This is a genomic window from Halorhodospira halochloris (assembly GCF_002356555.2).
Taxonomy (GTDB): Bacteria; Pseudomonadota; Gammaproteobacteria; order Nitrococcales; family Halorhodospiraceae; genus Halorhodospira; species Halorhodospira halochloris.
Window position 1 is genome coordinate 1,446,565 of the sequence record NZ_AP017372.2, and the last position, 14,786, is coordinate 1,461,350.

Here is a 14,786-nt window from a genome sequence, read left to right on the forward strand (position 1 = left end):
AAACCTCCAAGGATGGATTTACGGCGTCCTCCACACCGGGACAGTTAGGCTCCGGAGGGAGGGGGCTTGAGCAGGTTAGAGGCACCCTGAAGTTTGCTTTAGCCAGGCAAATCAATGTTAGACTTCCCCTGGCGAGACAGCGCATCCTCCCCCTATTGCGCCACCAAAAAATATTCCCATAATCGTATGATTTGGAACTGACAGGCGCCTTCTATGCAGCTAGATCCCCGCTCAACCAGTTTTGGTCGCCACGAGACCTTTCCGCTACGTTACGGATGGTTGCCTAAAGGCTTTGAGGCAATTGAGGAAGATCCGCAAACGCTCCACAAACCTGAGATAGCGATGATCAAGCTCGGGGTTGGCCGCAACATGGTCAACGCCATTCAATACTGGCTTCAAACCACCGGCATCATCACAATCGACGGGGGTGGCGCTCACGCTACCGAACTTGGCAAGATGATCTTCGCAGCCGATTACAACGGCGGCGACCCCTATCTCGAAGACGATGCCACGCTATGGATAGTCCACTGGCTGATCGCCTCTAATGCTACCCAGGCTACCGGCTTTTTCTGGTTCTTTAACCGCTATGCCGCCCCCCGCTTCAGCGATAAAGAGCTGCTTGAGGGATTGACCGATTTCGTCAACAATACTTTGAATCAAAAAAAGCGCTCCCAGAACACCCTAAAATCAGACATCTCTGCTATCACGCGCATGTATGCCGCAGTGCCCGGACGCACCGATGAGCACTTGGACTCTCCCCTCACCGATCTAGGCCTGATTGAAGCAGATCCTCACAGTGGCTATCGCAGCCTACGCACGAACCGACCATTTCTCCCAGTCACCGCACTGCACTTCGCCTTATCTCAGCGCTTTGCTGCCGAACCTGAGCAACCCGCGTTGCCGGTGCGTAGCTTACTTTACGGTGATGACGGCAAGGCCTCGCCGGGGGCCATATTCCGGCTAAGCGAGAGTGGCTTCATGGAGAAACTCGAACAGCTCATGGGCACCTATCCTAGCTGTTATGAGCTGCGCGATACCGCCGGCGTCAATCAACTCTATCGCGGCAGCGAACTTCCCGATCCACTAAGCATCCTGGAACATTATTACCGCAGCAGCCTATAGACTCAAAGCAAGGAGAGCGCCCCAGTGAGCACCCCGGGAAACCATATTTGGCTAAACACCGCCTATACGCGATCAATCAATTTAGCCCGCGATCGTGAGGCAGAAGAACTAGTCCGCTCCTACTTGCCAACCACCCGCGCCCTGCAATCACTCCAGCACATCGCCGCCGGACTAAACCAAGACAATATCGAAAACCGGGCGCTTGCCTTAATCGGCCCGTACGGTGCTGGCAAATCGGCATTTGGCCTATTCGTGAATGCGCTTCTCGCCGGACCCGAGCAAGAACTCCACGGCATAGCCAAGGATATCCTGCAGGAGAGCGACCCGCAGCTTGGGCAGCAGTTCGCAGCGGCCTTAAACGACGGACGCGGCTATTTAAGGGTTACCGTTAATGGCGTGCCCGATTCACTAGTCAGGCAACTGCTGCGGGCGACTAGCAGTGCCGCCGAACAAGCCGGTCTACCGTCTAGCCTATGCGGTGAACTCGCAGAGAGTGCCCAACCTGGTACGCCTATGAATGACGTCATCGGGCTTATTGAAAAGACCCAGAGTCAATGGGCTGAAAAAGGCGGTACCGGGGTCCTAATCGAGATCGATGAGTTAGGCAAATTCCTCGAATACGACTCCTACCACCCCCACAACCGCGAAATCCACCTCCTACAACTGCTCGCTGAGCATGCCCAGCAGCCGGGGCCGGCCCCGCTCCAAGTGCTAGTCATGCTCCATCAAGCATTTGAGCAATACAGTCAGCGCCTCGATAAGCAGCTGCGCGAAGAGTGGCAGAAGGTTCAAGGCCGCTTCGAAGCCATCGCCTTCCTCGAGCCAGCCGAACAATCCTTACAGGTAGTCGCTAGAGCATTTGAGCGCGACTGCACACTGCCAGCGGAGATTGACGAACAAATAGGCTCTCTCACTGAGCGCATCAATGCTGTAGATGCCCTACCAATGGGCTTAAACAGCTCCAGGGCAAAGGAGATATTCGAGCGCTGTTACCCGCTACACCCGTTGACCCTACTAATCCTGCCCATTCTCTGCCAAAAGGCAGCCCAAAATGAGCGCACCCTCTTCTCTTATCTCGGTAGCCACGAACCCCACGGATTTAGTGAACGTATTGACCAACTGCACTGGGGCGACTGGATCATGCCCTGGGAACTGTTCGACTACTTTATCCTTAACCAAGGCGGCGCCGGCACCGACCCGCTTACTCAGCAGCGTTGGGTTGAGGTAATCACCGCCCTGGAGCGCCTAGATGCCAAAGCCCAGGAGCCGCATGTTCACTTACTTAAAACCATTGGCCTACTTAACATAATAGGTGCCCAGCGTGGTTTGAAGGCCAGCCGCGGGCTGCTTGAGTTGATTTTTGGCAGCCGCGTTAAGGCTCTTATCAAACAGCTTGAGCAAGGCTCATATATCCAATACCGGCGCTTCAACCACGAATACCGAGTCTGGCAAGGTAGTGATTTTGATTTACAAAGCGCCCTCGAAGAGGCTGTTGTCGAACAAGAGCAGCGCCCCCTTGCCGAGCTTCTCAATAAGCTCGCCCCGCTTGAACCTATTATTGCTCGCCGCGTCACCATCCAATCTGGAACCCTGCGCCGTTACGTGCCGCGCTTTACCTCAGCCGAAGACTGGCCACCCAAGCCGACTAATGAGGGAGACCTGGAGCTGTGGCTATACCTTGCCCAAAACATGCAAGATAAACCGCAAATACCAGCCGAGCTTAATCAGAGCGTGGTAGCAATTTGTCAGTCCGCCGACAGGTTACGCCAAGCAGTAGCTGAGTGGACGGCTCTGCAAGAACTCCCCAAACGCCATGCTGAACTGCAGCAAGATCCGGTCGCTCTGCGCGAACACAGCAACTGGTTAAGTCAGGCTGAGATAGAGACGACGCGCCAAATCCGCTCACTACTCGAAGAGCCGCAATATTTGGATTGGTATTTCGGGTTTGAAAGCGGCAGTAATTGCAAGAATGAGCGGCAAATTCTAAGTCGGCGCGATCTGCAAAATGAATTATCGTCTTGGATGGAACAGCACTACGATAAGGCACCGCTGCTGCGCAATGAACTGATCAACCGTGATCGCCCCTCGCCGAGTGCCAACCTCGGTCGCAAGCGTTTAATCACTGCCATGCTCCAGGCCGCAGATAAAGAAGATCTAGGCATCGAGAAAACGCCGGCAGAGAAGAGCATCTACCTCTCGTTACTCAACCAATCGAATCTCCACCGCCGTGACGGCAATGGCAATTTAGGAATATTCGCACCGCAGCCGGATAATGACCCCTGCAATTTGCTCCCAACCTGGAACGCCATTACCGAGCTTTTAAGCAGCAGAGAAGGCGAACAAGTCCCTCTGCCAGATCTCTACCAGCATCTAAGCGCCGCGCCCTACGGCATAAAAGCCGGCTTATTGCCGGTAATCGTAACCGCCTACATGTTTACTCACAGCCGGCAACTGGCCCTCTACCAAGAGGGTGTCTTTTATGAAGCGCTCTCTCCTGATCAAGCTGAACTGCTATGCCGGCGCCCCGAGCTCTTTGCGCTTGAGCGCTTCGATCTGGAGGGCCTGCACGGTGAATTATTCGAGCGCTACATGCACTCAATTGTCGGCAATCTCCCGGATGATGCCACCCTGCTCGACATTATCCGCCCTCTAGTGCGCTTCATATCAAACCTGCCGGAATACACGAAAAATTCACCGGATTTATCCAAACACGCGCGCGCTGTTCGCGATTCCTGTCAGCGGGCCCGCAGCCCTGGAGCTTTACTTTTCAAGGATCTGCCACAGGCCTGCGATATGCCCTTCGAAACGCTCGAAGGAGAAGATACAGCTCAGGCTGAAGAGTTTATCTCGCGGATTATAAAAGCACTACGCGAGCTCAAGCAGGCCTATCCGCAGCTTCTGGAACGCTGGCAGAGCGAATTGGCCAATGCCCTGCTCGCTGAACAGCCAAGTGATCTGACCACATTACGCCGAACCTTAGCTGAGCGTTACCGCGGACTAGATCACTACACCCCCGATCGTATGGGGCTAGGAGCCTTTATCCGCCGGCTCACCGACCCCGCCTACGAATCAGATCAAGACTGGTTAGAAGCTGTAGCCACCCTAATCGGTAGAGCACCGCCTAACAAATGGCGAGCAGAAACTGAGCGCGAAGCCATACTCAGGCTCTATGATCTAGCTAAGCAGCTACGAGAGCTCGAAGAGCTTTATAAGTTGCAGACTGAGGCCGAGAGTGAAAACAGCGCACTGTTTAAGGCAATAAGTCAGCGCCTCAACGAAAAAAGCGCTGAGATGAACATCAGTGCCAAACAGCTTGAGCAGGCTCAAAGCGAGGCGGATAAGATAACCAAAAACCTTGAGAAGCTTGACAGAAAAGAGAGGTATGCGCTTATCATGAAACTTATGGATAAAATGACCGAGAGCGGGGAGCACGGGGGAAGTTAGATGAATAACGACGAAACATCGTCAGGCAAGCCTGTTCGTCATCTTCTAGGCCTTTCGGGCGGAAAAGATAGTTCAGCTCTAGCTATTTACCTGCGGGACCGCGTCCCCGAGATGGAGTATTTTTTTGCTGATACAGGGGCCGAGCTCCCCGAGACCCTTGAGTATATCGATATGCTTGAGGATTACTTGGGGAAGCGGATTGTTAGGTTGAACCCCAACCGAAGCTTCGAGTATTACCTGAAACTCAATGGCAATTTTTTGCCAACTGTAAAAACGCGCTGGTGCACCGCTGAACTAAAGATCAGACCTTTCGAGGAGTACGTAGGCGAAGATACCGCAATAACGTATGTGGGAATACGCGCAGATGAACCAAGAAGAATGGGCTACCTTTCCACAAAAAGCAATATCTCCGCTAGATATCCATTTATAGAAGACGGCATTGGCAAACAAGATGTTATCGATATACTCGAGTCAGCAGGATTGGGATTACCTCAATACTACGAATGGCGTAACAGGTCAGGGTGCTATTTTTGCTTCTTTCAACAAAAAGAGGAGTGGCTGGGGCTAGCCGAACGCCACCCTGACCTTTTTGAAAAAGCAAAGAGTTATGAACAGTTTCACAAAGACGCTGGACGCAGCCAAACATGGTCTCAAGGTGAGTACCTTGAAGACCTGGTAGCACGTGCGGATGAGATTAGAGAAAAAGCAAAAGAAAGAAAAGAAAACAAGAAAAAAGCAGCAAACAAAAAACTTATAGATAAGTTTTCTCAAGAAAACAACGACGAAGAAGATGATGGCTGCCTGATCTGCACATTATGAACACTAATGACCTCATACAGAAGTTGACATCAGTGCGAAGAGGACATAGCGCTCAGGGTAAAAGTATTGCTAAACCCACGCTGATGCTTGCTGCATTGGAGCTATTCATTGTACGCTCCACCAGATTAAACACATTGTCAGACTATGAGGCAGTTGTTAACAAATGGGACCATCCATTTAAAGACGCAACACTGCTATACCCTTTTGCTAGACTCAAAGAGGATGGCATCTGGGAAGTAGAATATGAGGATAAATTAACAAAAACCTCCAAGAATGATCTTTTAAGATCTGAAGTGATAAACAAAAACATCAGAGCAGGATTCACTAAAGATATTTACAAAGCGCTACAAGACAACAAGCAAGGCATAAAAGAAATAGTCTCTGCAGTCCTGTGTGAATTCTTTGACGAAGAGCAAAGATCTCTCCTCACCGAGAGCGCCTCAGCTTTCGTAGACGAAAGCAAAGAACATAAGTTAGCTCGAGAGCCTCAAATGAACAACTTTATTGCCTACTTAAACTCGCTACACAACGTCACATCTTCAGGAGCTAACGCGCTAGCTGAATCTCAAGCTCTAAACAAATATTTTCATGAAATATATGAACCGTTTCCGGTTATCAACGATATCAAAGCCTCTCTGAACAGCGAAGATGATTGTGTTGTTATAGTTACAGGCCACGCTGGTGACGGCAAATCAACGGTTGCTCTCGACATTTACAAACAGCTTCTGGAAATACCTCCTCAGGATCCATTAAATGAGCCCTTGCCAGAGAGCGTTCAATTCTATAATAACACTGCAGAAAAACTAATATCGATAATAAAGGATATGAGCGAGTTAAGCTCTGATGACAGACTAGACAGAGTCAGCAGAGCTTACCGTGAAGAAGGCTCGTGGTTGATTATCAGTAATACAGGACCATTATTAAATACTCTACGTGAGCTTGCAAGCAGCTACAGTGCCAACGAAAGAGAAATTGAAAGCAACGTGCTTGAAAATCTGCAAAAGTCATACAGCAGGGGTCACTTAGAGCGCCACTCTTTATCTCACCTACCTAAAAAAACCGTAATAATAAATCTCACCCGCATAGATAACGTATGTCTTGGCTCTAAAATTTTCTCTAAAATCGTGGGTCACAGCGGATGGGCAGCTTGCCAAGAGTGCAAGTCATACAACATTTGCCCCATAGTGAAAAATAGAGAATCCTTACTGCAAAATTTAGAACAAACTGAAGAGAGAATTCGCTGGCTTTACCGAAAAATCACGGAATATGAAGAAAAGCTAACCCTTAGACAAATGGTTGCCCATATGGCATACAGCATCACCGGAGGGCTTACATGCAAGTGTATACACAACCATGCTGACAATCTCAACGACACAGCCCAACTAAAAGAAAATTACTTGTTTAGTGACTTATTTTTCGGATACGGCAGCATTTCTCAAAACAATACTTATCAAAGCCTGCGTGCTGTTGAGCTGCTAAATCGTCATAAGTTTTCAATTTACACTTCGGCATTCTATGAAAAGCTACTTACAAGTTCTGCAGAAAGCCTTTGGGTAAGTTTGCCTGACACCTTAACACCGATAGTGAACAACTTAATTGATTACGCAAAACAACCCAGCTCTTCGTTTTCACGCTATACTTTACGGAGAATTATTTACTTTTTTGGCACCCCATCAGAGCAAAACAAAGAAGAGCATCATAACTTTTTGTGTGAATTCTTGCTCTCCCCAAACATAGTAAACTACGAAAGCTGGAGGCATGCCGCAGATATAACCTCTTCAAAAAAACAACAGAACGAATTGAAAAGCATGTGTCTGAAAGTACTTCTCGAAATGTTTTCAGGATTTAGCTCTGGACAATTCTCTTCAAGCCATGACCGCCTCTATATAACACTAAGACACCCCAAAACTTCAAGTGTACAGCCTGCACAAATTATATCAGGCTCGTTTTACTTTGATGATTTCAAAATTTTATATGATCCAGAAGTTGACTGCCCAGTTTTAGTTTACCAAGACAAAGTTTCATTACCATTAACCTTACCGTTGCTTGATTTCATAACCCAGAGACATTTCGGCTATTTAGGTGGCGACTTAGAGCAAATTCACAGAACTAAGATAGAGTGGTTCAGAGCAGAGCTACTCAAAACTCAAGAAGATGACAACGATCCAAATGAAATCAGGGTGTTACGATCTAATATTGATGGTCAAGTCAAGGAAAAGAAGTTCATACTTGAAGATACTCACAAGCGCCTGGAGGTACTACAATGAACTTCTTAGAAAGATACCCTAGCAGTGCAGAAGGATTTGACTTCAGAGCAGAGAGAAACCCAGCCATACTTTTGTACGGCAGAAGGTTTTACAAAGATCAAACACCTTTGGAGTATCTTGTTGAATTTTTGATGGCCTTTTCATCGCCAAAAGATCTATCAGGCAATGCGGAACTGCAATTTAAAATTATTCCTAATGAAAATGAAAGATACGGCTACTACCCTAAAGAACACATAATATTAAAACTGTTTTCATTTTTTGCAGACTCTAAGCTTGACACTAGGCATCACATACACCGTCAAACATATTTATATGCTATGCACAGGTGCAAGGAATCTATCGATGCCCCCGAAGAAGAACGTGATGAAACATTAAAACTGCTCCAAAACTTAATGAGTGGCTTTGCTGGAATCTCTAAAGATAGAACCTGGGTAACTTTTACATTTTACCCTGCAGCTAAGTCCCTAATATCCAAAGAGGTAACCTGGCAGCACCCCAAGGCTCTTAAAGAAAGCAAAGGTGAAATACATGACTGGCATTCTAGCTTAAGGTACTTTGACTATAATACCAGAAACTTCATGGGCAGGGGTGGCGAGTTACTTTTTTTGCAGCTCGCCAATCTATTTGAGCACAAAGATGATTCTGATATTGGTTCACTCATAAACAAGAATCATTATGAGCACTTACAGCGCAACTCTTTGGCAGAACTGCAAGATAAACTTGAGAATAATTTATCAGGGATTTTGAATAACTCAGTTACGCAACTTGAGAATATAGCCTCTTTTCTTGAAAACTCTCTACACGAACTAGTTCCTGAAGACGAAGGCAAAAGCTTTTCCGCATTCGCCTGGGTTCCTCGCGCAACCAAGAAAGAAGCCTTGCTCTTTGCAACTGAAATGAACAACATATGCTCATCTTCCATGGGGCCATTAGAAAAAATCGACTTTATAAATAAGCTAGCAACCATACATGTAATGCGCAGCCTATGCTTTCAAGCACAAAGAGCTAACGAAGACCAAAATCACACCGCCGGCTTTGAAGGAAATTACGTTTGGATTGCTTCTGATCATAAAGCACCAGCTAACAATCCGGCTAGGCGTCTATCTGTTGAGTCGTACAACAAAATAGAAACCTTACTTTATAGAGCTCTAAGATCACCATATATTACTCCTAATGGGACCCAGTTCAGTAAAAAAGAATACGAAAATGCTGACGACAATTGCTTTAGACATTTTAGGAAATTTGGCAAAGAGTTGGGCATTGTTATACCTAAAACAGGACCAAGCCAAAGATTCGCTCTTAATCCGGAACTAATAAGATTTTTAATTACAGCTCTCTTAACGCCAGGTGAATACTTGCGTCTCACAGATTTCTACAACCGTGTTTTCGCCCACTACGGCATTGCGCTTGGAGGAGAGCCGCTAGCCACTGCCCTCTCCTGGCTTGGTGGCGGTATCAGCGACAAGACCTACGGCGTAGACATCAACACAGATTGGGTCGAAGAGGCACTTCAGCAAGGCGGTTATCTAATCGAACTCTCAGATGCTGTTTCTATTGTTCACAACCCGGGCAGGGAGGCGTAATAGATGAATCCGTTCGTCGATTCGCTAGCCAACTACATTCAAAAAGAGTGGGATCGAGTCCTTAGCTTAAGTCAAAGGCCCAGAGAAGCCAGGTTCATCATCCAAAGCCTAGGTCCACGTAGCACTTTTGAGTTGTTCCATAAGCTAGAGCAGCATAAAGCTAAGTGGCAAAAAGAGGCTCAAATTGAGTGCCACTTCCGTGTTGCAACAGCGCTTTGGCGAGATTGGCGTAACGAACCGAATCAGGGTGCAGATTACCTCGATAATCGCATGCGCGTGCTTGGCGGGATGGCTCAGGACGGTCAACGCAACTGGATCGACGAAGAGGATCGGCTGACGTGGTATCGCAATCGCACCTGCCCTGAAGACCACGACGGTTTGATTGTTGCCCTAGTGGGCTTAAACCACGCCACAGACCAAGGCGGTTTGTCCGCCTTCCACCGGGTTGATGAGAGCCGTATCTGGCAACAGCAAATGGAGCGTAGCTTCATGTGCTGGTTGCAACAGTTGAACGACGATTTAGGCCTCGACAATGCGCAGAACGACATGGAGCGCTTAGATCGAATCCTTGACACCCTGTTCACCGAAAGGCCTTTACAGCTAGAGCGGCTAGGCGAATTCTTGGCAGATACAATCGTCAGTGATGGCCACGGTTTATACAAGATCAAGGACATTGAATCGCGCCTTTTTGCAAATCTGCCATTTTGGGATTTACCACCACTCTTCAATCAGCCAAAAAATGTCAAGGATGCCGAGCGGCGCATCAAGGATGCAGCTAACTTTATCAGCCACCGCCGCTTTCGTAATAGTAGCGATCAAAACCGCGCTTGGGATAAATTACAAAAAGCCTTCAACGATGGCAACATTAGTGAACCTCAAGTAGCTGCAGATGGAACTGAATATAACGATATTAGTGAGTATAAGGACACCCTATACAAGTTTATTTTTAACGGAGATGCTCAGGCAAGACAGCGCTTACTAAAGACTGATATCGGAGAAGTCCTCGATATACTAAAGCAGAAAACGACCTCTCCTTCCAGCTCAAAACAGAAGGTCCACAGGCTAAACCGCTTAATCAGCATGCAGGCATTCTTGAGGGCCATCTGGAAGACGCTGGAGCTTAAGGACGACACCCCACTCTTCTCTTCGGCTTACGAGCTGAGCAGAATCGAGATCGAACTCGATAAGTTCAGCCATGATCTGACCAGCGATGACAGCAACAACCAAACCAACCATCAGCTAGCACAAGAGTTACTCCAAAGCTGTCTTGGCGGGATTGATAAGGAGCTAGAGAATATCGATTTCCGCTTACCCGAAGATGGTGATCAAGCACAGCAGCATCCCGATAATTGGGAAAAGCATGTCCCCATAGCTCTTGATCTTGATCTCGATAATCTAACCTACGGCACCGGCCGCCAACGCCCAAACCTGCAATTCAAAGTCAAAGCGTTTATCGAGAAAAGGGATGGCGAGGGAGAAACCGAGCACGAGAAGAAGCTGACCTTTCAGTGGAGCTTCGAGCCGACACATCCAGAAAGGATACGCAGCGAAGCCGCTAGGGCTGTGCTGACAGATTGGGAACAACATCCCGAACCCCGGCGAATGCTACCGGCTTGGCAAATCCCCCCAGATGCCATGACGGCCATGTACTATGCCGCCGACGAGGAAGAGGCCAATCGCCTAGTCAGCAACTCTCTAACCGAGTTAAAGACCGTCAATCTACTTGAGGGGTTTAATCCCGGTGAAAACATCGATACAGAACTGTGGCAGCAGTCTTTAGAGTTGTCCCAGGCATACCGCGACTGGCTGCACAGTGCAGCCTCAAAGGGATATTACTATGCGATCAGCAACTGCTTCGATCCAATTATAAAAGCGTATGAAAGGCTCACTGCTACAGCGCTTGATACCCAAAAGTTGGGCGGCTCGGAGCTGTTACGACGGCTCTATAAGGCATTCTTGCTGTTTGATACAAACGTCAACATAAATGATCATTACCTGCGCTCGGCGATGGTCCTCGGCATCAGCCCGCCGGTACTTGACCTGATGCGGTACCGTCTCAGATTTTTGTGTGACGGTTTCCCCGAGGTCGCCGCTAAGCTTGCCCTCGAAGGCAGCGGTCAGAAGCAGTTTGAAAGATTGCTCCAGCTATCGGAAATCCATAGACCTCTCGCGGGATTGGTTGTTGATGCCGATAGACGCCTGTCGGCGGAGATTAAGTCGTTCGGCCTGATCCATCACTTAGGCGCGCAACCCGACGACTCGGCGAAGAGTTTAGCGGTTCAGACACTGCTGCGCGACGACGAGATAGACGATGATGAAGAGGATATATCAGATATAGTCGCACCGAATGAAACGCGCGACTTAGTCCATAGAGTTCTCCAGGACTATCAGCAGCTCTACCCCTTTGCCACAGACGGGCTGCGTATTCTCGCCTTACACGTCGATGAGCTAGGCACCATTTTGTCGGGCGTCGATAGCTTCTTGCGCAAGTATTTAAAGGGCAACACTTCACAAAATTGGCCTGCCTTCCACTGCGAGGTGATGGTATATACCACCTCTTCCTCACCTATGGCTATGGAGAGCCGGCTGAATGCCTGGCGGCAGAAGGTATCCTATGACCATCGAGAAAGCGGCCGGGAACTGGTATTGAATGTAGCCCACCGCTACGCTCCTAATCGCGAAAAGATGCAGCAGATGCTGCGCCAGGAGATTAAACTTTACGATATAGCTTTTCTCTTCCACTTCCTGCAGGGCGAACTCACTGCTGATGTCGAACCCGCTCAGCCTTTTGAGTACAACTTTAATGCCACCAACATAAGTCCGTTTCCGATTTGCGAATACCCGCGCCCGATCAAGAATGATGATGCCTTAACCCGCAAGAGCCTGTTTAGCAACCGACGTTTACGCATCCAAACCCGCCACGCCGATCTCTCAGCTCGGCTCTGCCATCCCCACGATAGCAGTGATGAACACCTGATCTACGGACGCATCCACTACAATCGGTGGAGCGAGGTTGTTGAGCAGCTCCATCAACATGCTCAGTGGGTAGCCTGCATCGACCCGTTCATCGATAAACGCCTCATTCGCTCCACCGAGCAAGGTGCCGATGCAGCGACTGCGCATAACCGCAAGATAGTCGGTTTCACCTCTGGTCTCGGCGACTACGGTGAGTTGAATCTGGCCATTTCAACCGAACAAGATACTCTGCAATCACTTAACGATTTGGTTTATGGCCAACTGATTGATCTGTTGCCCTTTCTCAGCGGCGAGGATCTGAAAGAGATCGCTACCAACGTAGTCGATGAGGCGGAGGAGATAATCGGGCTTGCCTCACTGCATGCAGTAGTCGGTGAAACGGAGCGTATCCGTGAGGTGGTCGGCTTTTCCATGATCCGCAGGGCCCTAGCAACCCCAGAGGCCGATATAGTTCAGCTGCTGCCTATAGACTCGTTACAGCACTGGTTTGAAGATAATGAAGAATCGGGTACTAGGCCCGACTTATTGCAACTCGCTCTCATCCCCCGCGAGGATGATGTGCCCCTGCTTAAGGCCACCTTGATTGAGTGTAAGTTAGGCCAAAGCAACCAAGCTCATATTGATAAGGCTTATGATCAGATCAGAGACGGTCTATCCCACCTTGCTCGTCTCCTGGCCCCTGATCGCGAGGATATCCACGGCCTGACCTTTGATCGCCGTTACTGGTGGGCGCAGCTGCAGCGAGCGGTCACTTCACGGGCGGTTGTCAACATGCCCGATAGTCAGTGGAAAGTTCTTGATCAAGCCCTAGAGAGCCTAGCAGAAGGTATTTTCGAGATTGAGTGGCAAGCGGCAATATTCGCCTGTTGGACCGATGATCAGAACGAATCGCCGGTTATTGAGAAGATTCCGTTAGCGCCTGGTGCGGTCAATGCCCCGGCCGAACACCCCGATAACTTTGCCATTCATTGCATCTCTATTGGCTATCCTGCGTTGCATCGGCTATTTACTGCGGACAGCGACTCCGCTGATGAACTACGGGGTGGTATCAGTCTTGAAGGTCAGGCCATCAGGCTCCGCCCATACCTACAGGGCTTCACCCAATCTATCGCCAACGCTGAAAGAGGGCGCAGCACTAGCGCTGTCGAGCCACCTAGAGCAACTGAACAGCCTACTTTTGAGGACAATGTAGTAGACCTGTATGAACGCCGTTGGCAGCAGAGACAACAGGAGTCTCACCAAAGCCAGGATCAGGAACGCACCACAGCCGCGGCTAGCCAATCCGGATCTAATTCGGGTCAAGTAACACCAACTGGCTCACAAACCTACCGCGGGTGCAGCACAGCTGACAGACACGACCATGAGTGGCCTCAAGTCGCAGATAATGAGCAAACTTCCCACGGTAATCCACAGACAGTCGACTCAGGCACCAAACCCTCGCAACCCACCATACCTGATAAACTGCTCATCGGCACTCGCGGCAATCAACAGCAGCCCGTTTATTGGCACTACGGCCATCCAAAACTAAACAACCGCCACTTACTGATCCTAGGCACTTCCGGCTCAGGCAAGACTTACGCGATTCAGTGCCTGCTTGCGGAGATGGCAGCACAGCAGCTGCACTCGCTGATTATTGATTACACCGACGGCTTTTTGCCCGTTCACATGGAGCCGCCATTTGAGCAAATCGCTAAACCGGAAACCCATTTCGTAAGGCAACATAAACTGCCGCTCTCGCCCTTTCATCCGCAGCGATTTCAGGTAGACCCATCTCTGCCTGAATCTGAAGAGACTCCTTACGATATTGCTGGGCGTATTGCCAGTATCTTCACCGCAATCTACACCACTATGGGTGAACAGCAAAAAGCGACTTTAATGCGCGTTATCGAGGAGGGAGTTGCCACATCTACTGGATTCAATTTCCATGAGCTTCATCAGCGCCTCCGTGACGAGGGACAACACGGTGAAACTCTAGCCAATAAGATCGAACCGTTAATCAAGGCTGACCCCTTCCGCGAGGGCGAGGACGCGGCCTGGGATGAGATGTTAAGTTCTAGTGAGCACCGGGTGCAGATCCTGCAGCTCGCCACAATGAATCGTGAGGTGCAGCGTTTGATTACCGAGATGGTACTCTGGGATCTTTATGATTATGCAAACAGTTATGGCAGTAAGTACCGACCCATACCTGTAGTTCTCGATGAAATACAAAACCTCGACCACAGCACCGATTCACCAATCGATAAGATGCTGCGTGAAGGGCGTAAGTTTGGTCTGTCCATGATTTTGGCAACTCAAACCATGAGCAATTTTAGCCGGGAAGAAAGAGACCGCCTTTTTCAGTCGGCACATAAGCTGATTTTTCGCCCTGCTGATACCGAGATCGACGCCTTCGCTAAATTGCTCAGCGACATCAGCTCTCACTCTAGAAGAGAGTGGAAGGCGCGCTTGTCTGATCTGCATAAAGGGAAATGTTGGTCCATCGGCCCCGCTATGACCTCGGCCGGCAACCTTAGCCAAGAAGAGATCCTGGTATCTGTTACGCCGTTCGAAGAACGTGAAATATTGCGAGGGTAGT

General features: G+C 49.1%; 6 protein-coding genes. All 6 read left to right on the forward strand.

Annotation, left to right across the window (positions count from 1 at the left end; all coding sequences use genetic code 11):
• The first annotated feature begins 213 nt into the window (after positions 1-213).
• The 6 genes from HH1059_RS06655 to HH1059_RS06680 are packed head-to-tail and all read left to right on the forward strand — an operon-like array spanning position 214 to position 14,785.
• Positions 214-1,122 (forward strand): DUF4007 family protein, encoded by a 909-nt coding sequence (locus tag HH1059_RS06655; RefSeq protein ID WP_096409421.1) that lies wholly within the window; start codon positions 214-216, stop codon positions 1,120-1,122.
• A gap of 24 nt (positions 1,123-1,146) precedes the next feature.
• Positions 1,147-4,566, forward strand: a complete 3,420-nt coding sequence (locus tag HH1059_RS06660; RefSeq protein ID WP_096409423.1) for a hypothetical protein — start codon at positions 1,147-1,149, stop codon at positions 4,564-4,566.
• The gene (locus HH1059_RS06665; RefSeq protein ID WP_096409424.1) at positions 4,567-5,385 is read left to right on the forward strand and encodes a phosphoadenosine phosphosulfate reductase family protein; all 819 of its coding nucleotides are present in this window, start codon (positions 4,567-4,569) and stop codon (positions 5,383-5,385) included.
• Positions 5,382-7,652, forward strand: a complete 2,271-nt coding sequence (locus HH1059_RS06670; RefSeq protein WP_476702733.1) for a phosphorothioated DNA-binding restriction endonuclease family protein — start codon at positions 5,382-5,384, stop codon at positions 7,650-7,652. The genes HH1059_RS06665 and HH1059_RS06670 overlap by 4 nt, the downstream gene beginning before the upstream one ends.
• Positions 7,649-9,235 carry a hypothetical protein gene (locus tag HH1059_RS06675; RefSeq protein ID WP_096409427.1) on the forward strand — a complete coding sequence of 529 codons (1,587 nt, stop codon included), beginning with the start codon at positions 7,649-7,651 and terminating at the stop codon, positions 9,233-9,235. The genes HH1059_RS06670 and HH1059_RS06675 overlap by 4 nt, the downstream gene beginning before the upstream one ends.
• Before the next feature lie 3 nt (positions 9,236-9,238).
• A complete protein-coding gene (locus HH1059_RS06680; protein WP_096409429.1) occupies positions 9,239-14,785 on the forward strand; it encodes an ATP-binding protein in 5,547 nt (1,848 codons plus the stop codon).
• Position 14,786: the final 1 nt, after the last annotated feature.

What these genes read in the sequence shown, in the direction of transcription:
- HH1059_RS06655 (WP_096409421.1), top strand. Translation starts at nt 214, where the DNA reads ATGCAGCTAGATCCCCGCTCAACCAGTTTTGGTCGCCACGAGACCTTT.
- HH1059_RS06665 (WP_096409424.1), top strand. Translation starts at nt 4,567, where the DNA reads ATGAATAACGACGAAACATCGTCAGGCAAGCCTGTTCGTCATCTTCTA.
- HH1059_RS06670 (WP_476702733.1), top strand. Translation starts at nt 5,382, where the DNA reads ATGAACACTAATGACCTCATACAGAAGTTGACATCAGTGCGAAGAGGA.
- HH1059_RS06675 (WP_096409427.1), top strand. Translation starts at nt 7,649, where the DNA reads ATGAACTTCTTAGAAAGATACCCTAGCAGTGCAGAAGGATTTGACTTC.
- HH1059_RS06680 (WP_096409429.1), top strand. Translation starts at nt 9,239, where the DNA reads ATGAATCCGTTCGTCGATTCGCTAGCCAACTACATTCAAAAAGAGTGG.